The 19,405-nt window shown below is 51.2% G+C and carries 12 protein-coding genes and 3 tRNA genes; 10 read left to right on the forward strand and 5 right to left on the reverse strand.

Annotation, left to right across the window (positions count from 1 at the left end):
• Nucleotides 1–18: 18 nt before the first annotated feature.
• Nucleotides 19–2,796 carry a flavocytochrome c gene (locus N1249_RS13980; RefSeq protein WP_259830166.1) on the reverse strand — a complete coding sequence of 926 codons (2,778 nt, stop codon included), beginning with the start codon at nucleotides 2,794–2,796 and terminating at the stop codon, nucleotides 19–21.
• A 611-nt stretch (nucleotides 2,797–3,407) separates the two neighbouring features.
• On the opposite strand from N1249_RS13980, the gene N1249_RS13985 reads away from it, so the two are divergent.
• The 6 genes from N1249_RS13985 (at nucleotide 3,408) to N1249_RS14010 (ending at nucleotide 10,735) form a co-directional block, all read left to right on the forward strand.
• Nucleotides 3,408–4,916: an anion permease gene (locus tag N1249_RS13985; RefSeq protein ID WP_014070880.1), complete on the forward strand. Its 1,509-nt coding sequence runs from the start codon at nucleotides 3,408–3,410 to the stop codon at nucleotides 4,914–4,916.
• A 53-nt stretch (nucleotides 4,917–4,969) separates the two neighbouring features.
• Nucleotides 4,970–6,619: a class I fumarate hydratase FumA gene (gene fumA, locus N1249_RS13990; RefSeq protein WP_259830168.1), complete on the forward strand. Its 1,650-nt coding sequence runs from the start codon at nucleotides 4,970–4,972 to the stop codon at nucleotides 6,617–6,619.
• Nucleotides 6,620–7,016: 397 nt separating this feature from the next.
• On the forward strand, nucleotides 7,017–7,814 hold the full coding sequence (gene mtfA / locus N1249_RS13995) for a DgsA anti-repressor MtfA (RefSeq protein WP_259830170.1): 798 nt from the start codon (nucleotides 7,017–7,019) through the stop codon (nucleotides 7,812–7,814).
• Nucleotides 7,815–7,914: 100 nt separating this feature from the next.
• A tRNA-Asn gene (locus N1249_RS14000) sits at nucleotides 7,915–7,990 on the forward strand.
• A gap of 206 nt (nucleotides 7,991–8,196) precedes the next feature.
• Entirely contained in the window at nucleotides 8,197–9,753 is a 1,557-nt protein-coding gene (locus N1249_RS14005) for an ATP-binding protein (RefSeq protein ID WP_259830172.1), read from the forward strand.
• Nucleotides 9,746–10,735: a hypothetical protein gene (locus N1249_RS14010; RefSeq protein WP_259830174.1), complete on the forward strand. Its 990-nt coding sequence runs from the start codon at nucleotides 9,746–9,748 to the stop codon at nucleotides 10,733–10,735. The genes N1249_RS14005 and N1249_RS14010 overlap by 8 nt, the downstream gene beginning before the upstream one ends.
• 103 nt (nucleotides 10,736–10,838) lie before the next feature.
• Here N1249_RS14010 and cbl read toward each other — a convergent pair whose 3' ends face one another.
• Together cbl and nac are read right to left on the reverse strand one after the other, a co-directional pair.
• Nucleotides 10,839–11,789 carry an HTH-type transcriptional regulator Cbl gene (cbl, locus tag N1249_RS14015; protein ID WP_014070885.1) on the reverse strand — a complete coding sequence of 317 codons (951 nt, stop codon included), beginning with the start codon at nucleotides 11,787–11,789 and terminating at the stop codon, nucleotides 10,839–10,841.
• 96 nt (nucleotides 11,790–11,885) lie between these two features.
• Nucleotides 11,886–12,803, reverse strand: coding sequence for a nitrogen assimilation transcriptional regulator NAC (nac, locus tag N1249_RS14020; RefSeq protein WP_014070886.1), 918 nt, complete (start codon nucleotides 12,801–12,803; stop codon nucleotides 11,886–11,888).
• Nucleotides 12,804–13,125: 322 nt separating this feature from the next.
• Here nac and N1249_RS14025 point away from each other — a divergent pair.
• Nucleotides 13,126–13,201, forward strand: a tRNA-Asn gene (locus tag N1249_RS14025).
• A 94-nt stretch (nucleotides 13,202–13,295) separates the two neighbouring features.
• On the opposite strand, the gene ldtA is transcribed toward N1249_RS14025, so the two are convergent.
• On the reverse strand, nucleotides 13,296–14,195 hold the full coding sequence (ldtA, locus tag N1249_RS14030; protein ID WP_259830196.1) for a L,D-transpeptidase: 900 nt from the start codon (nucleotides 14,193–14,195) through the stop codon (nucleotides 13,296–13,298).
• Nucleotides 14,196–14,424: 229 nt separating this feature from the next.
• On the opposite strand from ldtA, the gene shiA reads away from it, so the two are divergent.
• The 3 genes from shiA (at nucleotide 14,425) to N1249_RS14045 (ending at nucleotide 19,116) form a co-directional block, all read left to right on the forward strand.
• On the forward strand, nucleotides 14,425–15,741 hold the full coding sequence (shiA, locus tag N1249_RS14035; RefSeq protein ID WP_259830198.1) for a shikimate transporter: 1,317 nt from the start codon (nucleotides 14,425–14,427) through the stop codon (nucleotides 15,739–15,741).
• A gap of 129 nt (nucleotides 15,742–15,870) precedes the next feature.
• Nucleotides 15,871–17,325 (forward strand): AMP nucleosidase, encoded by a 1,455-nt coding sequence (locus tag N1249_RS14040; RefSeq protein WP_217188532.1) that lies wholly within the window; start codon nucleotides 15,871–15,873, stop codon nucleotides 17,323–17,325.
• A gap of 18 nt (nucleotides 17,326–17,343) precedes the next feature.
• The gene (locus N1249_RS14045; RefSeq protein ID WP_259830200.1) at nucleotides 17,344–19,116 is read left to right on the forward strand and encodes an aminopeptidase P family protein; all 1,773 of its coding nucleotides are present in this window, start codon (nucleotides 17,344–17,346) and stop codon (nucleotides 19,114–19,116) included.
• A 142-nt stretch (nucleotides 19,117–19,258) separates the two neighbouring features.
• Here N1249_RS14045 and N1249_RS14050 read toward each other — a convergent pair.
• Nucleotides 19,259–19,334 (reverse strand) — tRNA-Asn (locus N1249_RS14050).
• Nucleotides 19,335–19,405 lie beyond the last annotated feature (71 nt).

Consider the following 19,405-nt stretch of genomic DNA (forward strand, 5'->3'; position numbering starts at 1 on the left):
CTACCGGGCATGGGGCCATTACAGTTTCGAACGCATCGCTGCCTGATGTCCGGCAAGCGTACCAAAAATAATGATATCTGCCACTGCGTTACCGCCAATGCGGTTACCCCCGTGGATACCGCCAACCACCTCACCTGCGGCAAACGCCCCCGGAATGACCTGATGGTCGTTATCCAGAACACAGGTCTCGGTGTTGATGGTTACGCCACCCATTGTATGGTGCACCCCCGGTGCAATCTGAATGGCATGGAATGGCCCTTCGTTGATTGGCGCACGCAGTGCGGTGGTACGGCCGAAGTCATCATCGTGCTGTTTTTCAACAAAGCCGTTGTAGCGTTCAAGCGTTGCCAGGAAAGTGTGATAATCCATTCCCAGGGTTTCAGCCAGGGCTTTCGGTGAGCTGGCACTGGTGACGAAACCTTTGGCGATATACTCGTCTGCGGCTTTGTTTTTCGCACGGACATGCTCGTCAAAGACGATATAAGCGTATTTTTCAGGCAGGGCAATAATCTGGGCAGAGACTTTGTCGCGCGTCTCCATTTCATTGAAGAAGCGGCTCCCCTGCTGGTTCACCAGAATCGCACCACCACCGCGGATGGATTCGGAAATCAGGTACGAGGTTTTCTGCTCAACGGTTGGGTGGATCTGAATTTCGCCCATATCAACAGTGCCTGCGCCGATACGCTCCAGCAGCGCGATACCGCCGCCTGTTGCACCTTTATGGTTGGTGGTCACGAAACCTTCCAGGTCAGGGCGGTATTTCACTACCATCTGGCTGTTGGCGCTGAAGCCGCCGGTGGCGACAATCACGCTTTTGGTTGCCACGGTGACGGTTTCGTTCTCTTCGGTTGTCAGGCGTACACCGGTCACTTCGCCGTTTTCGAAAATGATCTCGCTGACAGAGGTATCCAGCATCACGTCGATGTTGCGTTTGGTGACGTTACGTACCAGACCGCTGATCAGATACCCGCCCACCGCAGAACCATCTTTCGGACGGTGAGTACGGTCAATGCTCATCCCACCGGTGGTGGTTATGTCGTTGAGCATGATGCCGCGGGTTGCCAGCCATTCAATCGCCTCTGGCGCGTTTTCCACAAAGCGACGCAGCAGTTCCGGGTTGTTCTTGTTGCCGCCGCCTTTGAGGCTTTCCTGGTAGAACAGCTCTTTGCTGTCCTGAATGCCTTTCACACGCTGGAAGCGGGTTTCCGCTGCGTTCATCCCGGCCGACGCTTTAATAGTGTTACCGCCGATGGTTGGCATTTTTTCGACAATCAGTACGCTCGCGCCTTCGTCATGCGCCTGGATCGCCGCCGCAAGGCCAGCGCCACCACTGCCGATAACCACCACATCAACAGATTTGGTTTCGTTTGGATCGGCACCCTCTTCCGCTGCCAGTGCTTTGCTGGATTTCAGCATTGCTTTGGAAACGGCTTTTTTCACCGCTTCGCTCTGGCTGGTGGCACCAGTGATGGCATCCACATGCGGGGTGTTGGCATCCAGAATGCGGGTACGGATCTCTTCAAAACTGGTCACAAACTCCACGTCCTGGCTCGGCCCGGACGCCAGTTCGATGTCTGCGATGCGGTCAGTTTCAAGGCTGACGTTAATCACCAGCTCGTTGACATCGTCCTGCACTTTTTCAGCGAATGTGCCTGGTTTGAATTTCGATTCGCCCATGCTCATATCGCGGATCATCGCTTCCACCAGCGAGAAGCGCCACAGCGGCTCAGGGATGCTCAGCGCTTCGCGTTGAGTGCTGTCCATAAACAGCTCAAGGGTTTCGCCAGCAGCAATGCGGTCGGTCCAGTCAGGATACGCGATGGTTGCACGGCCAACGGCAATCAGATCGTAACCGCTGTCTATCGCCTTGTTGGCATCTGCGGCATTCACCACACCGCCCACGCCCATAACCGGGATTTGTGCCAGGGTATCGGAACGCATCGCGCAGTATTTTTCGATAAGCGGGGTCGGGTCTTGCGTGTCGACAATTGACGGGCGCAGCGTTGCCCCTACGGAGAAGTGCAGATAATCCACGCCACGTGCCGCCAGTTTTTCCAGCAGGTACATGGTGTCATCAAAACGGATGCCAGGGACTTCCATCTCTTCCGGCGAGAAACGGTAGCCAATGATGAACGCGTCATCCGCGTACTGGCGTACCATTTTATGAGTGATGTCCAGTACCGCCAGCGGGAACTTCGCGCGGTTATCGCGGCTGCCGCCCCACTCGTCGGTGCGCTGGTTAGAGTTCGGGGAGTAGAACTGCTGGATCAGATAAGTATTTGCACCGTGGATTTCGACACCATCGAAACCCGCCTGAATAGCACGACGTACGCCTTCACCAAACTTGCCGATCATGCCTTCCACTTCTTCAGTGGTCAGGGCAACAGGGGTGGCGGCGCCTTCGCGCGGTGCGGCAACGGCGCTCGGCCCAACCGGTGTACGTCCGCCGATCAGTTTCGGGTCAACCATACGGCCGCCGTGGTAAATCTGAAGAAGGGCTTTCGAGCCTTTGGATTTGATCGCCTCGGCGATTTTTGCCAGACCGGTGATTTTTTCGTCGTTATCGATACCAATAGCGCCCGGGAAGGCAAGGCCAAGATCGTCGATAAAGCAGCATTCAACAATGATGGTACCGATGCTGCCGGAGCGGGCCCGATAGTACTCCACCAGCTCGCTGGTCACTGTACCATCGTAATAGCCGGTACAGGTTGTCATCGGCGCCATTAATAAGCGGTTTTTAAGTTCAGTACCGTTTGGCAGAGTGAAAGGGCTTAGGATGCGTTCGTTAGTACTCATAATAGAAACTCCAAACTTTAAAATTTAAGAATTCGTTATCGGGATCAGTTTTATTTCGATTTTTTATGCCGATGTCATGATATTAATATAATGATTTTTTTAGTTTCTAAAGTTATTACGTTAGTTAAATAACTATTTAATCCCTTCGGTAACATTAATAACACATTGGTGTTAGTAATATAAATTACTTCATTCACAATAATTTAAACACCGTTAACCTTTCACTTACCAATAGCCACTCCAGCAAAGCTCATTAAATACAATAAAATCAATCATATAACAAAAACACCCCATACCAAATGTTATCAAAAAGAAACAATTTAAATAATAAAACCAATAATATCCACATAGCTCCATAGGGTTATTTATTAAAGATTAAAAATACTCCTTCGATTCTATTTTATTGATCGCGATCAACAGATCTGGCATCCAAAGGCGCAATATATAAACATCATCATTTTTTAATTTAACGCATACAGAAATGCGTTGAGTTCTTATTAACGAAATTACAAAAACGCACCTTTAATAACTAAAAAAAGCAAAGAAACTAAAGAAAGCGAATTTGTCATTTCAGCATAAACCGAATTTTTGACAACTTAAGACGTGAAACTATGAATACAAAAACTGCTGTAACGCCCCCGGTGGCGAGTAAGGCATCTGACGGAAACGCAAAACGTCTGTTGATGATGGCTCTGCCCATTATCGTTGCCGTATTGCTTCTGTTTGTTCCTGTCCCGGAAGGGTTGCCTCCTTATGCATGGCACTACTTCGCTATCTTTGTGGGCGTGATCGTTGGGTTAATCTTTGAACCCCTGCCAGGCGCTGTTATCGGCCTGACGGGTGTTGTGGCCATCGCCCTGTGCAGCCAGTGGGTGCTTTTCAGTCCTGAACAGCTGGCCGACCCTAAATTCAAACTGGCGGGTGCCTCCTTTAAATGGGCGGTGAGCGGTTTCGGTAACTCAACCGTCTGGCTGATTTTCGGCGCGTTCATGTTCGCGGCAGGCTACGACAAAACCCGCTTCGGCCGCCGTCTGGCGCTGATTCTGGTGAAGTACCTGGGCCGTCGCAGCCTGACGCTCGGTTACGCAATCACCTTCGCGGATCTGCTGCTGGCACCGTTTACGCCATCCAACACCGCACGTAGCGGTGGGACAATCTACCCTATCATCGCTAACCTGCCGCCGCTGTATGGCTCAAAACCTAACGACCCAAGCGCGCGTAAAATCGGTTCGTATCTGATGTGGGTGGCAATTACTGCGGCCTGTATCACCAGCTCTATGTTCCTTTCTGCTCTGGCACCTAACCTGCTGGCGCTGGCGCTGGTGAAAAGCATCGTCGGGATTAATATCTCCTGGGGCACCTGGTTTATCGCCTTCCTGCCGCTGGGCGTACTGTTGATACTGGTGATGCCGCTGCTGGCCTACTGGTTCTACCCACCAGAAGTTAAAGTGAACGACGAAGTGCCGCTGTGGGCAAGCCGTGAACTGGAAAAACTGGGTAAACTGTCCCGCAATGAAATCCTGCTGCTGGTGTTCGTGTGCTGTGCGCTGCTGATGTGGATCTTCGCCGCCGCGTGGATCGAACCGGCAATGGCCGCTCTGTTAATCGTGGGTCTGATGCTGTGGACTGGCGTACTGGAATGGAACGACATCACCGGTAACAAAGCCGCATGGAACACCTTCGTCTGGTTTGCCACCCTGGTTGCGCTCGCTGATGGTCTTTCCTCTACCGGCTTTATCAGCTGGCTGGGTAAAGAAGGTGGCCTGCTGATGAGCGGCATCTCTCCGGGTGTTGCGACTATCGTGCTGCTGTTGGCGTTCTACCTGCTGCACTACCTGTTTGCCAGCACCACCGCCCACACCACGGCGCTGCTGCCAGCGATGCTGACCATCGCCGCCACCATTCCGGGCATGAACATGGAAGTGTTTGTCCTGCTGATGGTGACTTCGCTGGGTATCATGGGGATCATCACCCCATACGGTACTGGCCCAAGCCCGATTTATTACGGTAGCGGCTACCTGCCAACCAAAGACTACTGGCGCCTGGGCACTATCTTCGGTGCCATCTTCCTGGCGGCCCTGCTGCTGATTGGTTATCCGTGGATGTCCATGATGTTCTGATTTCTGACCGCCGGACTCATCCTCCGGCGGTTTTATTTTTTGTGGAGCAAGTTATGTCAAACAAACCGTTTTACTACCAGAACCCCTTCCCTCTCGCACATGACGACACCGAATACTATCTGCTGACCAAAGAGCATGTTTCTGTTAGTGAGTTCGACGGCCAGGAAGTCCTGAAAGTGGAGCCGGAAGCGCTGACCCTTCTGGCCCAGCAGGCCTTCCACGATGCCGCCTTTATGTTGCGCCCTTCTCACCAGAAACAGGTTGCTGCCATCCTGAACGATCCGCAAGCCAGTGAAAACGACAAGTACGTTGCGCTGCAATTCCTGCGTAACTCTGAGATCGCCGCCAAAGGCGTATTGCCAACCTGCCAGGACACCGGCACGGCAATCATTATGGGTAAAAAAGGCCAGCGCGTCTGGACCGGCGGCGGTGATGAAGCTGCATTAAGCCAGGGCGTGTATAACACCTATATCGAAGACAACCTGCGTTACTCACAGAATGCCGCGCTGGATATGTATAAAGAGGTGAATACCGGCACCAACCTGCCTGCGCAGATCGATCTTTATAGCGTCGACGGTGACGAGTACAAATTCCTGTGCATGGCAAAAGGTGGCGGTTCAGCCAACAAAACCTATCTGTACCAGGAAACCAAAGCGCTGATCACCCCGGCTAAGCTGAAAAACTACCTGGTTGAGAAGATGCGTACCCTGGGTACCGCGGCCTGCCCGCCTTACCATATTGCCTTTGTTATCGGCGGGACCTCTGCTGAAAGCACCCTGAAAACCGTGAAGCTGGCGTCGACCCGTTACTACGATGGTTTGCCAACGGAAGGTAACGAACACGGTCAGGCGTTCCGCGATGTTCAGCTCGAACAGGAACTGTTGCAGGAAGCGCAAAATCTGGGGCTTGGCGCGCAGTTTGGCGGCAAGTACTTCGCGCACGATATCCGCGTGATCCGTCTGCCGCGTCACGGCGCGTCTTGCCCAATTGGCATGGGCGTCTCTTGCTCCGCTGACCGCAACATCAAAGCGAAAATCAACCGCGACGGTATCTGGATTGAAAAACTGGAACATAACCCAGGCCAGTACATTCCGGATGCACTACGCCAGCAGGGTGAAGGTGAGGTGGTCAGCATTAACCTGGACAAGCCAATGAACGAGATCCTGGCGCAGCTTTCTGCTCATCCGGTATCTACCCGCTTGTCACTGAACGGTACCATTATCGTGGCGCGCGATATCGCTCACGCCAAACTGAAAGAGTTGCTCGACAACGGCGAAGAACTGCCGCAGTACGTAAAAGATCATCCGATCTATTACGCAGGCCCGGCCAAAACGCCAGAAGGTTATGCCTCTGGTTCGTTAGGCCCAACCACCGCTGGCCGTATGGACTCGTACGTGGATTTACTGCAATCGCATGGTGCGAGCATGATCATGCTGGCAAAAGGTAACCGCAGCCAGCAGGTGACCGATGCCTGCCATAAACACGGCGGCTTCTACCTCGGCAGCATTGGCGGCCCGGCAGCGGTACTGGCGCAAAACAGCATTAAGAGCCTGGAGTGCGTGGCATACCCTGAACTGGGCATGGAAGCTATCTGGAAAATCGAAGTGGAAAACTTCCCGGCGTTCATTCTGGTGGATGACAAAGGTAATGACTTCTTCCAGCAGATCCAGAACAAACAGTGTGCGGGTTGTGCCCAGCGTTAAGCACCATCGCGTAACCTGATAAAACAGACTGCATTTTCTCAAAGCCTGCTCCCGCAGGCTTTTTTTATTCCCATCGCTTTCATATAAAAGTCCCCCTTCGCTTGTTGCTAATTGTGTGAACTCAAAGGGATAAAATTGGGTGCCAACCAGCAGATGACATGATAAAAAAGGCATCGTAAAGTGAGACAGGATCAGGCTGACAGGTTTGAAGCAACGCTGGCAAAGAGAGGGGAATTTATCCTTCCTGTAGAGTAATCTCTACTCTGGTTATCAACACAAGTCCGTTCAGATGCTCCGGCAACCCTGTTTTGATGGTTGCCTTCATGCCGGATTGTTTGGCATGTTAACAGACCTGACCTTTCAATTTTGTTCACGTAACGAGTTTGCGAGCAAAGCGATGATTAAGTGGCCCTGGAAATCGAATGACGCAGGTCGAAATACGGCGCTGCCCTGGGATGAAGCGCTGGCTATCCCTGTACTGGCTAATCTCCCGCCGGACGACCAGGCAAGACTGGTTCAGCTTGCCGATCGTTTTTTGCAGCAAAAACGCCTGGTTGCACTACAGGGATTTGAACTGGATGCGCTGAAAAGTTCGCGTATCGCCCTGCTCTTCTGCTTACCGGTTCTGGAACTCGGTATCGAGTGGCTCGATGGGTTCCACGAGGTGCTGATTTACCCAGCGCCGTTTGTTGTTGATGACGAATGGCAGGATGATATCGGGCTGGTACACAATCAGCGCGTCGTCCAGTCGGGACAAAGCTGGCAGCAAGGGCCGATTATCCTCAACTGGCTGGATATCCAGGACTCTTTCGATGCGTCCGGGTTTAACCTTATTGTTCATGAAGTGGCGCATAAGCTTGATACCCGCAACGGCGACCGGGCCAGTGGAGTACCTCTGATCCCCTTGCGCGAAGTGGCGGGATGGGAACACGACCTGCACGCGGCAATGGATAATATCCAGGATGAAATTGATCTGGTTGGTGAGAGCGCAGCCAGCATCGACGCCTATGCAGCGACCGATCCTGCGGAGTGTTTCGCCGTGCTGTCGGAATATTTCTTCAGCGCCCCCGAACTTTTCGCACCGCGTTTCCCGGCTTTGTGGCAACGCTTCTGCCATTTTTACCAGCAAGACCCGCTACAGCGTTTACGTAAAAATGGCGAGCATGGTGGTAATTTATCCACCCAAGTACACTAAAACGACAGTTTGAAGCTTAATTAATCATTTGAATCAGCATGTTAATTTTAGTGTTGACACAAATTAGCGAGGCCATTAACATGCGCCTCGTTCACACGATTCCTCTGTAGTTCAGTCGGTAGAACGGCGGACTGTTAATCCGTATGTCACTGGTTCGAGTCCAGTCAGAGGAGCCAAATTTGAAAAGCCTGCTTAAGGAAACTTAAGCAGGTTTTTTGCTTTTCTGTAATCTACAACACTTGCTCATCTGTATCTGGCGAAAGTCCCTCGTAGTTCAAGACGTAACCATGCGCATCCTGAAAAAAGGCTAATTGCCACAAAACAGTCCGGCCTGTAATCTGCAATCTGCATCAACAATAATCAACATGCCAAGGACTCTATTGTGGATAAAATTGAAGGTTTTATATTAGAAAAAGATGGCGAACTTTCATGGTTAAATTTAACACTCACTTATGATATTGAATTCAATTACGAAAATAAACATATCAACATAATTCAACATAAGCCTGTTTACACACTCGATAACATCGCATCATTTACTGCCCTTTTTGGCATTAATGCTTCAGGAAAAACTGAACTTCTTCTCCAGCTAGCAAGATCATGCTCTGGTAATAATGGGCGGTTCTTTGGTGTTCTGTACAGTCGTGACGGGAAGCCACATTTGCATAAGGGTCGAGTACTTAATCAGTGGACCTGTGATATTATCATATCACCGTTAAAAAACCCAGTTCATACGATATGCTATTCATCGTCTCCCTTTGATGCAGTTAGATGGAATAACATTTCAAATGTTTCTCATATTCACAACGTATCTCCACGATTTGAAAAAAATATCCCATTCAGTATTCCATTAATGATGCAAACATTAGCTGAAATAAAAGGGAAGATGGATCTTTTTAAAAACATAGAGTTCTCACTTGGCTCCGCCGTACCTTCTGAAAATATATGCACAAGAAACATCCTTGATATTATATCCCCTTCTCTTGACACCAGGCTAAGGAAAATTCGCTCTGCTAATAATAAATTAATTGCTGGCTGGATTAAGAACTGGAGAACACAGGTAACAACAGAAGAACGTTTGCAAAACAGAATTAATATAACATCATTAATTACCGATGCATCCATAAGTCCAAAACGTTCCTCGTTCATCAGGGAACTTACACAATTACTTCAGGTTGCAAACGAGAATGACTACTCAGCCTTTATTAATTTAGTAACACACCACGCATCTAATGAACGTATTTCACTAACCCTAAATGAAATTGAAGACACCTTAAAAGGTATTATATCGTTAAGAGATTCAAAAAGGGAAAGAATCGATGCTGATACCTTGAATAATTATATTTCACAAACAACTGACAAAGAAAAGAGGCTTCTGCAAAAGTTGTTCGAACTTGGTATACTTCGATACGAGTTTTCAAAGATAAGTTCGGGTGAAAGCGCCTTACTAAATATTTTTCTTGCCATTGGGAATGCTTTAGCTAATGTTGTCCCAGATGATAGCTCACCAATTCTTTTGTTAATTGATGAAGGAGAAACTTTTTTACACCCTTCATGGCAAAAAAAATATCTATCACAATTACTTGACTATATTGGTAAAAATGAAAAAATTGCTACCCGTGTACACCTCATAATCACCACCCACTCGTTGATTATCGCAGGAGACTGTCCACCAGGAACATTATATGACATGGAGAAACAAAAGAATGTAAATGGATTTGGCCTTGGCCCGAAGTCCATTCTGGAAGATGTTTATAACGCAGGAGATTTTTCCGGTGAATTGAGCATTAAGCTATTCGAAAAAATAATTTCGAATGTAAAGATAAAGGATAGAAAAACATTCAAGAGTGCTTTCTTACTCATTGAATCTCTTGCTGATGAAAAATTAAAGAATGTGCTAAAAGAAAAAATCAAAAACGCAGGAGATTTTCATGATTAAACTAAATATTCTTTCATCAGAATTTGAAAATAAATACTATACAGTCATGAAAGACAAATATGACACAGTAAAAAAAAGTAAAAAATTCATTAAATTATTGCCATTGTGTCATAAGAACACAGACAATATAATTTATTTCTTAGACCATAATATCAAAAACATTTTAATAGGGAAGCCTGATATCCTTATTAACTTTATTCATCAGTATCGGGAAAAATTCCCTACAACCAGAAAATATCTTGAAAACAAAAATAGAAAAAAAAGAAAGCAAACAAAAATTGATAACACAGTCAAACTAATTAACATGCTTTTTGACTACAAAGATTTCAGCGATAAGAAAAAAGCAAGAAAAACTTCTTGTAAAATCAATGCATATAGTCTCATAGGAAAGCACAATTACAGAATTTGTCCTTATTGTCATTTGAATCATATTAACTATCACTTTACTCATAAAAGTACAAACGGCTTTATGATGCGCCCTCCTCTTGATCATTTTTTCCCGGAGTCTTTATATCCGTGGCTGGCTACTTCATTATATAATTTGATTCCATGTTGTGAACAATGTAACAGCAGAATTAAACTAGCTGAAGATCCAGTCCTTCATGAATTAACGAACCCTTTTGACAACAAGGATATTAAAATTAATGTCGAATGGGAGTACGATTACCCTCTATCTTACATTAAACAACCTGATGATTTTTCGTTCACGTTAAAGGGTGAAGATTCTCACTCCACAAAACACGAGCAATTTTTCAAACTAAATATTCGTTATCATTGGTATGAGGCGGAAGTCATGGATCTGTTAGATTCATTTGAAAAATACAATTCACTACCAAACTCTCTCCTCGAAAAAAGTGTTTCAATTAAAGAATATGTTTATCCTTTCAAACCGGAGAAAAAAGCACAAAGATCACTTGGTTTGTTCACAGCATTGATGATAGAAAAATTAATCGAACATAACAACAAGTACCCCCGCCGATAATAATAAACGCAAGTCGCTTGTTCCTGACATCTTGCTTTAACTACCCCTGAGTTTGATCCGGTGGAAATAGTAAAAACCCCCGCATAGCGGGGGTTAGTGTGTGTTAAATCTGATAATCAATCGCCACTTCTTCTGGCTCCATCACCTGACGTTTGATCTCATCCACCGACAGCCCTGCATTGCAAAGCTCGATAAACCGCCACACATAGTTTCGCTGTAGCTGCCCGCGTTTCAGACCCAGCCAGACGGTGTTGGCATCGAACAAATGACGGGTATCGAGGCGAACAAGATTTCCCACCTCACGCTCGCCGCCGGACTGCTCCGCGACAAGGCCTATCCCCAGCCCCAGCTCAACATAGGTTTTAATCACGTCGGAGTCCTGCGCGCTCAGCACCACATCCGGCGTCAGCCCTTTGCGGTTGAACGCCTCATCAATACGTGAACGCCCGGTAATTCCCTGTCGATAGGTGATAAGCGGCCATTTGCCAATCTCTTCGAGGGTCAGCGGCGACACCTGGTTAAGCGGATGGTCGACCGGCAGCAGCAGGCTGTGATGCCAGCGGAACCACGGGAAGGCCACCAGCAGCGGATCGTTGCTCAGACGCTCGCTGGCAATCCCGATATCTGCCCCGCCGTTTTGCAGCAATACTTCGATTTCCTGAGGTGTACCCTGGATAAGCTCCAGACGCACATCAGGGAAAAGTTCGCGAAACGCTTTAATCACCGGCGGCAAACTGTAACGTGCCTGGGTATGGGTGGTGGCAATGGTCAGCACACCGGAAGCATCGTTGGTGAAGAGATCCGCCAGGCGGCGCACGTTACTGGCCTCGTTGAGAATACGCTCAGCGATGGTCAGTAACGCTTTACCGGGCTCCGTCATGCCAAGCAGGCGCTTACCACGACGAATGAAGATCTCAATCCCAAGCTCCTCTTCCAGCTCGCGGATATGGCGGCTGACGCCGGACTGAGAGGTATAAAGCATGTTGGCGACTTCGGTGAGATTGTAATCCCGCCGCGCTGCCTCACGGATAATTTTAAGTTGCTGGAAATTCACGATTCACTCCGGCGCATCTGACATAGCTCTATTGTTAGAGTTAGCTGACCCGCAGAACAAATAATAAAAACCAGCATCTTATGCTTTTATGGAATATCAGCTCACGAGCTGGAGCTCGCGGTTTTCCAGCGACGGTTTGCTCACCAGAGACATCAGGATCTCTTTAACTGCCTGCGCCTGCGGCGACAGAGAGCCCCGTGCGGACATATTCAGCGACAGCGGTAAGCTCATGGATGGCGTCGTGATCCGCGCCATCCAGCCATTCGCCGCGCTGCACAGTGAGCGAGCCGCTGATTCTGGCAGCACGGTGACACCCATTCCGCTGGCAATAGCGGCCGTCAACGTGGAGATAGAGTCGATTTCACCGATGATTTTTGCCGTCAGACGGCGCAATGAAAACGCTTCATCCACACGCACACGCACGGCGCTGTAATCACGCGGCAGGAAGAGATTCATCTCCGCGACGGCGGTCAGGTCAATGCTCTGCCCCGGGCAATCACGGGTTCCTACCAGGTACAGATCTTCTTTCAGCAGCGGCTGGCTGGTGATACCGGCAACCGGAGAGCGGTCATACAGCACGGCCATATCCAGCTGGCCGCCCAGCAGTTTTTCATTCAGCACTGAACCGCTGTTTTCGTGCAGATAAACCAGCACGTCTGGCAATTCCGAGCGGACTGCCTGCAACAGCGGCATGGTAATAGAAGAAGCGGCAGTGCCTGGCGCCAGCCCGATAGAGACATGTCCGCTTAGCGTCTGGCCCACGTTATTCACTGCCAGCTGTGCTTGTTCACACTGGCGCAGAATGGTACGTGCGTGGGTATAGAGGATCTTGCCTGCTTCGGTTGGCGTCACGCCACGCTTTGTACGGATCAACAACTGCTGATCCATCTCACCTTCCAGAGTGGCCACCTGCTGACTCAGCGCAGGCTGCGCGATATGCAACACTTCCGCGGCCTGGGTCAGGCTGCCGATATCGACGATTTTTACGAAGTATTTCAGTCGTCTTAAGTTCATTTTGCCCCCTGTTCGAAAATGCAGTGCCGGTACCGGCTCTAATTGTTGAAGAGGTTTTTGCAATATGAATGCCAGTTTTTATAAGAGGTCTGATATGTCTGCTAAACGCCTGAAAATAAGGAAATCTAATCGTCAGTGCCCGTTTTATTACCGAAACAGCGGTTTAGGATCTGCCCCATAAGGGGTATACCCGCACCAGAACGGTGCAATCCGTTGTCAAAAACACCACTTTGCTGATTTTGTCAGCAAACGATCAAAAGGTGGTGATCCACCCTTTGACAAGGGTAACTGACATCGATAATATGCGCCCCGTTCACACGATTCCTCTGTAGTTCAGTCGGTAGAACGGCGGACTGTTAATCCGTATGTCACTGGTTCGAGTCCAGTCAGAGGAGCCAAATTTAAAAAGCCTGCTTTTAAAGCAGGCTTTTTGCTTTTCTGCGTTCTTTAAAACTGTCGGGTGGCGGCTACGCCTTACCCGACCTACAGGAACTATCTGCCAATTTTCACTGGCATCCCGGAGCGGCGTTCCAGCACGCTGGCAGCCCCCTCATTGTTAAGCTCTGCACGCATTGCAGCGGAGATAGGCAGCGGCACTTTATTCGTTGATTCAAACTCCGCACGATTACGCGACAACGGCTCATGCACTTCCAGCCAGCGACTGCCATCCGGTTCGGTGGTCATTTTGACCGGCTGATCGATTATCTGAACACGCGTCCCGACCGGAACCTGGTCGAACAGGTATTTGATATCGTTATTACGCAGACGAATGCAGCCCTGACTTACGCGCAGCCCGATCCCAAAATTGGCGTTTGTGCCGTGTATGGCATACATCCGGCCAATATAAATGGCATACAGCCCCATCGGGTTATCAGGGCCGGCAGGTACAAAGGCAGGCAGGGTTTTCCCTTCCTGAGCATAGGCCCGGCGCGTATTCGGTGTCGGCGACCAGGTCGGCCCCACCTGTTTGCGTTGCACGGATGTCACCCAGTTACGTGGTGTTTCACGCCCGGCCTGGCCAATACCAATGGGCAGCACCTCAACGGTGTTACCGCCTGGCGGGTAGTAGTAGAGGCGCATCTCCGCCACATTCACCACAATCCCTTGTCGTACCGTATCAGGCAGGATCAGCTGCTGGGGAATAATAAGTTGTGAGCCGCCTCTGGGTAAAAACGGATCGGCATCCGGGTTGGCCTCCAGCATATTGCTGAGCCCCTGATCGTATTGCGCAGCAAATGCTTCAAGCGGCAAGGTACTGCCATGTGGAACGGTAATAACCTGCGTGCTCCCCACCAGCCGGCTTCCTTCTGGGGGCAACGGGTAACTAATCGCCAGCACGCTCTGGCTGACCATTAAGGCGGCAATACAACCAAACAAACTTACACGACGCATAATCCCTTCCTCAGTCGTTCCACGTATCGGATAAGTATAGTCTTTTTTGTCGTTCTTACCGTCCCGTACAGCTTCATTATGGGTACTTTTTGTGAATCATCAGGAAATAAAATCAGTTTCCTCATGCCCCCTGTCGCGGTAGTCTCATACGTTCCGCCAATATGACGGATGCAATGTGAGTAACCTTTTCTTATACCAATAATTAAAAATCAGTACAGACAGGACAACTATGGACTCCACCCTCACCTCCGCACGCCCTAATGAGGAGACACCTTCGCTCAACCGTGCCCGCCGCGCCGCTCTCGGTAGCTTCGCAGGGGCCGTCGTCGACTGGTATGATTTTCTGCTCTACGGCATTACTGCCGCCCTGGTATTTAACCGTGAATTCTTCCCCCAGATTAGTCCAGCGATGGGCACGCTCGCCGCGTTTGCCACCTTCGGCGTAGGATTTCTGTTCCGCCCTCTCGGTGGCGTGATCTTCGGTCACTTTGGCGACCGCCTCGGGCGCAAGCGGATGCTGATGCTCACCGTGTGGATGATGGGCGGTGCCACCGCGCTTATCGGTATTTTGCCGTCCTTTGCCTCTATCGGCTGGTGGGCCCCCGTTCTGCTGGTCACCCTGCGCGCGATTCAGGGCTTTGCCGTTGGCGGTGAGTGGGGTGGTGCTGCGCTGTTATCCGTGGAAAGTGCGCCTAAGAATAAGAAAGCGTTTTACAGCAGCGGTGTGCAGGTGGGGTATGGCGTTGGCCTGCTGCTCTCCACCGGGCTGGTATCGCTGATTAGTCAGCTGACGACCGACGAGCAGTTCCTGAGCTGGGGATGGCGCATTCCCTTTATCTTCAGCATCGTTCTGGTTATCGCCGCGCTGTGGGTGCGTAACGGTATGGAGGAATCTGCGGAGTTTGAGAAGCAGCAGCAAGAAAAACCGGTAGTCAATAAACGACTGCCCGTTATGGAAGCGCTTATCCAGCACCCTGGCGCTTTTCTGAAAATTATTGCCCTGCGTCTGTGCGAACTGCTGACCATGTATATCGTCACCGCTTTCGCCCTTAATTACTCGACGCAGAATCTGGGGTTACCGCGCGAGCTGTTCCTCAATATCGGGCTGCTGGTGGGTGGCATAAGCTGCCTGACTATCCCCTGCTTTGCCTGGCTGGCTGACCGGTTTGGCCGCCGCCGTGTCTATATTACTGGCGCGCTGATTGGCACGCTTAGTGCCTGGCCATTCTTTATGGCACTGGAAGCGCAGTCGGTCTTCTGGATCGTCTTTTTTGCCATCATGCTGGCAAATATTGCGCATGACATGGTGGTGTGCGTGCAGCAACCGATGTTTACCGAACTGTTCGGTGCACGCTATCGCTACAGCGGTGCTGGAGTCGGTTATCAGGTTGCGAGTGTGGTGGGCGGCGGGTTTACCCCGTTTATTGCCGCCGCGCTGGTCACTTTCTCCGGTGGCAACTGGCACAGCGTGGCAATTTATCTGCTGGGTGGCTGCCTGCTCTCAGCGGCAACAGCCCTGTTGATGAAAGAAACTTCCCACCCTTGATCCCCCAGTTTTACGTATCAGGGCTGCTACGGCAGCCTCTTGTCATATCCCTGAATACCGGCTTTTGTTTCACACTCCTGTGACATACTATCGGGTGTAGCCGTACACCTGTGGAACAAGGAGACAGAGATGAATAATAAGGGCTCCAGCCTGACCCCGGCTCAGGCACTGGAAAAACTCGATGCGCTGTACGAACAGTCCGTGAATGCGTTGCGCAGCGCCATTAGTGAGTACATCGAAAACGGAAAACTTCCCGACGATAAGGCCAGAAGCAATGGCCTTTTTGTTTATCCATCACTCTCCGTCACCTGGGACGGAAGCGCCACCAACACGCCAAAAACCCGTGCCTACGCGCGCTTTACGCACTCAGGCTGCTATACGACCACCGTCACCCGCCCTGCCCTGTTCCGCCCCTACCTTGAAGAACAGCTCACGCTGCTTTTCCAGGATTACGGTGCACATATCAGTGTTGAACCCTCCCGTCATGAAATCCCGTATCCCTACGTGATTGACGGCTCGGCGCTGACACTTGACCGTTCAATGAGTGCAGGGCTGACGCGCCACTTCCCGACCACAGAGCTGTCGCAGATTGGCGATGAAACCGCAGATGGTATTTATCATCCGGCTGAGTATTCCCCGCTTTCGCATTTTGATGCCCGTCGCGTGGACTTCTCTCTGGCCCGCCTGCGCCACTACACCGGTACGCCCGCAGAGCATTTCCAGCCTTTCGTGCTGTTTACCAACTACACCCGCTACGTGGATGAGTTTGTCCGCTGGGGTTGCAGCCAAATTCTTGATCCGGAGAGCCCGTATATCGCGCTCTCCTGTGCAGGGGGAATTTGGATCACGGCCGAAACCGAAGCTCCCGAGCAGGCAATTTCCGACCTGGCATGGAAAAAACACCAGATGCCGGCCTGGCACCTGATCACCGCTGACGGCCAGGGGATCACCCTGATCAACATCGGCGTTGGCCCCTCAAACGCCAAAACCATCTGCGACCATCTGGCGGTGCTGCGACCGGACGTGTGGCTGATGATTGGTCACTGCGGCGGCCTGCGTGAAAGCCAGTTGATTGGCGATTACGTCCTGGCCCACGCCTATCTGCGTGACGATCACGTGCTGGATGCGGTACTGCCGCCCGATATCCCAATTCCAAGCATTGCCGAAGTCCAGCGTGCTCTGTACGACGCCACCAAAGAGGTCAGCGGGATGCCGGGCGAAGAGGTTAAACAGCGCCTTCGTACCGGCACGGTTGTCACCACCGATGACCGCAACTGGGAGCTGCGCTACTCTGCCTCTGCACTGCGCTTCAACTTAAGCCGCGCGGTGGCTATCGATATGGAAAGCGCCACCATCGCTGCACAGGGTTACCGGTTCCGCGTCCCTTATGGCACGCTGCTGTGTGTGTCTGATAAACCACTGCACGGGGAAATCAAACTTCCCGGCCAGGCAAACCGTTTCTATGAAGGCGCGATTTCCGAACACCTGCAAATCGGCATTCGTGCCATCGATTTACTGCGTGCGGAAGGCGATAAACTGCACTCCCGTAAATTGCGTACCTTCAACGAGCCGCCGTTCCGCTAATAACTAAAAGGAAAAACAATGCACACCACATCATCGCTCGCTGCACTGCGTCAGTGGCTGGAAGCAAACCATCTCGACGGGATGATCGTCCCGCGTGCCGATGCCTGGCAAAGCGAGTACTGTGCGCCGTACGACGAAAAACTGGCCTGGCTGACGGGTTTTGACGGCTCAGCCGGGCTGGCGCTGGTACTGAAAGACAAAGCGCTGCTGTTCGTCGATGGCCGCTATCAGGTCCAGGCACGCGTTCAGGTCAATCTTGACGACGTCGAGATCCACCATCTGCACAATGAACCGCTGGCGCAATGGCTTTCGCAAAACGTTAAGGAAGGGACGCGCATCGGTTTTGAGGCGCTACTGATGACGAATTCGGACTATCAACAGCTGTCAGCCACGCCGTGCGAACTGGTGCCGTTGAACACTTCCCCGTTCGATACGCTGTGGGCAGATCGCCCTGCGGCTCCGGCTGGGCTTATCCGCGAAATGCCGGTTGAGGTCAGCGGCGAGAGCAGCGCCGATAAACGCCAGCGTATCGCGAAGGTCCTCGCTGAGAATAATGCGGATTATCTGGCCATTACGCTTCCGGACAACATTGCCTGGCTGCTGAACGTGCGCGGTTCAGATATCCCGACCAGCCCGGTTCCCCTCTCATTCGCCTTGCTCAGCCGTGACGGCGCCGTTGAGTGGTTTGTTAACGACAACAAGCTAAGCGAACTCACCGACACGGTGAAAGAGGCATTCACGCTTTCGCCGCAGGATGCTTTTATCGGGCGTTGTCAGCAGATCTCACAGGGCAAACGCGTGCTGGTCGACGCCGATTCTGCGCCTGTGGCCTTGCGTTTTGCCATTGAGCCGCAGGGGGAAATCGTCTGGCAGACCGACCCCATCACCCTGATGAAGGCCGGTAAAAACCCGACTGAGCTTGCCGGATACCGTGAATGTCATCACCAGGACGGCGCGGCGTGGGTGAATTTCCTGGCCTGGCTGTCGCGCGAAGTGCCGCAGCGCGTTGCCGCAGGTAAGCCGCTGACGGAACTGGAGGTTCAGGCACAGCAGCTGGCATTCCGAGAGCGGCAGCCTGGTTTTATCGAACAGAGTTTTGCCACTATTTCCGCCTCGTCCAGCAATGCGGCGATGTGCCATTACCACTCAACTGAAGCCAGCAACAAGCCAATTGGTCATGACCATTTTTACCTGAATGATTCCGGCGGTCAGTACCACAACGGCACCACCGACGCCACGCGCACACTGGCGTGGGGCAAGGTTGAGCCGCAGCAGCGTTTGCACTATACCGCCGTGCTGAAGGGCTTTTTATCGCTGATTACGCTGCAATTCCCGTCCGGTACTCAGGGGCACCAGCTGGATGCGTTTGCGCGCCGCCCGCTGTGGGAACTGGGTCTGGATTACGATCACGGTACCGGACATGGGGTGGGCCATCAACTGCTTATCCACGAAAACCCACACCGTTTAGCGAAGAAGGTTAATCCGTGGCCGCTGGTGGCAGGCAATATCATGACCATTGAACCCGGTTATTATCTGGCTGACAGCCACGGTATACGTATTGAAAACCAGGTGGAAATTGTCGAGAGCCGCCCGGGCTTCTGTAAGTTTGCCTCTCTGACCCTGATCCCGATTGACCTGAGCCAGGTTGAGCTGCATTTGTTGAACGAGCAGGAAAAACAGTGGCTGGACGAGTACCACCAGCAGGTCCGCGATGTGTTATCGCCGCTGGTAGACAGCGATGCACGGCCGTGGCTGTTTGAGGCGACAGCGCCAATTCGCGTGAACAGATAGCGTGCTGTTGTTTTGATGCCGGGTGGCGGCTTCGCCTTACCCGGCCTACTTTCCCGTAGGCCCGGTAAGCGCAGCGTCACCGGGCAGTTTTACAGAACGCAGAAAAGCAAAAAGCCTGCTTTAAAAGCAGGCTTTTCAAATTTGGCTCCTCTGACTGGACTCGAACCAGTGACATACGGATTAACAGTCCGCCGTTCTACCGACTGAACTACAGAGGAATCGTGTGAACGGGGCGCATATTATCGATGCTCCCCGATGATGTCAAAGGCAGAATGCAGATTTCCGATCG

It is taken from the genome of Enterobacter sp. CP102 (assembly GCF_025152625.1).
GTDB lineage: Bacteria > Pseudomonadota > Gammaproteobacteria > Enterobacterales > Enterobacteriaceae > Enterobacter > Enterobacter soli.

Excerpts from the sequence above, each read along its gene's own strand:
- N1249_RS13980 (WP_259830166.1), bottom strand. The coding sequence starts at position 2,796 with ATGAGTACTAACGAACGCATCCTAAGCCCTTTCACTCTGCCAAACGGT.
- N1249_RS13985 (WP_014070880.1), top strand. The coding sequence starts at position 3,408 with ATGAATACAAAAACTGCTGTAACGCCCCCGGTGGCGAGTAAGGCATCT.
- fumA (WP_259830168.1), top strand. The coding sequence starts at position 4,970 with ATGTCAAACAAACCGTTTTACTACCAGAACCCCTTCCCTCTCGCACAT.
- mtfA (WP_259830170.1), top strand. The coding sequence starts at position 7,017 with ATGATTAAGTGGCCCTGGAAATCGAATGACGCAGGTCGAAATACGGCG.
- N1249_RS14010 (WP_259830174.1), top strand. The coding sequence starts at position 9,746 with ATGATTAAACTAAATATTCTTTCATCAGAATTTGAAAATAAATACTAT.
- nac (WP_014070886.1), bottom strand. The coding sequence starts at position 12,803 with ATGAACTTAAGACGACTGAAATACTTCGTAAAAATCGTCGATATCGGC.
- ldtA (WP_259830196.1), bottom strand. The coding sequence starts at position 14,195 with ATGCGTCGTGTAAGTTTGTTTGGTTGTATTGCCGCCTTAATGGTCAGC.
- shiA (WP_259830198.1), top strand. The coding sequence starts at position 14,425 with ATGGACTCCACCCTCACCTCCGCACGCCCTAATGAGGAGACACCTTCG.
- N1249_RS14040 (WP_217188532.1), top strand. The coding sequence starts at position 15,871 with ATGAATAATAAGGGCTCCAGCCTGACCCCGGCTCAGGCACTGGAAAAA.
- N1249_RS14045 (WP_259830200.1), top strand. The coding sequence starts at position 17,344 with ATGCACACCACATCATCGCTCGCTGCACTGCGTCAGTGGCTGGAAGCA.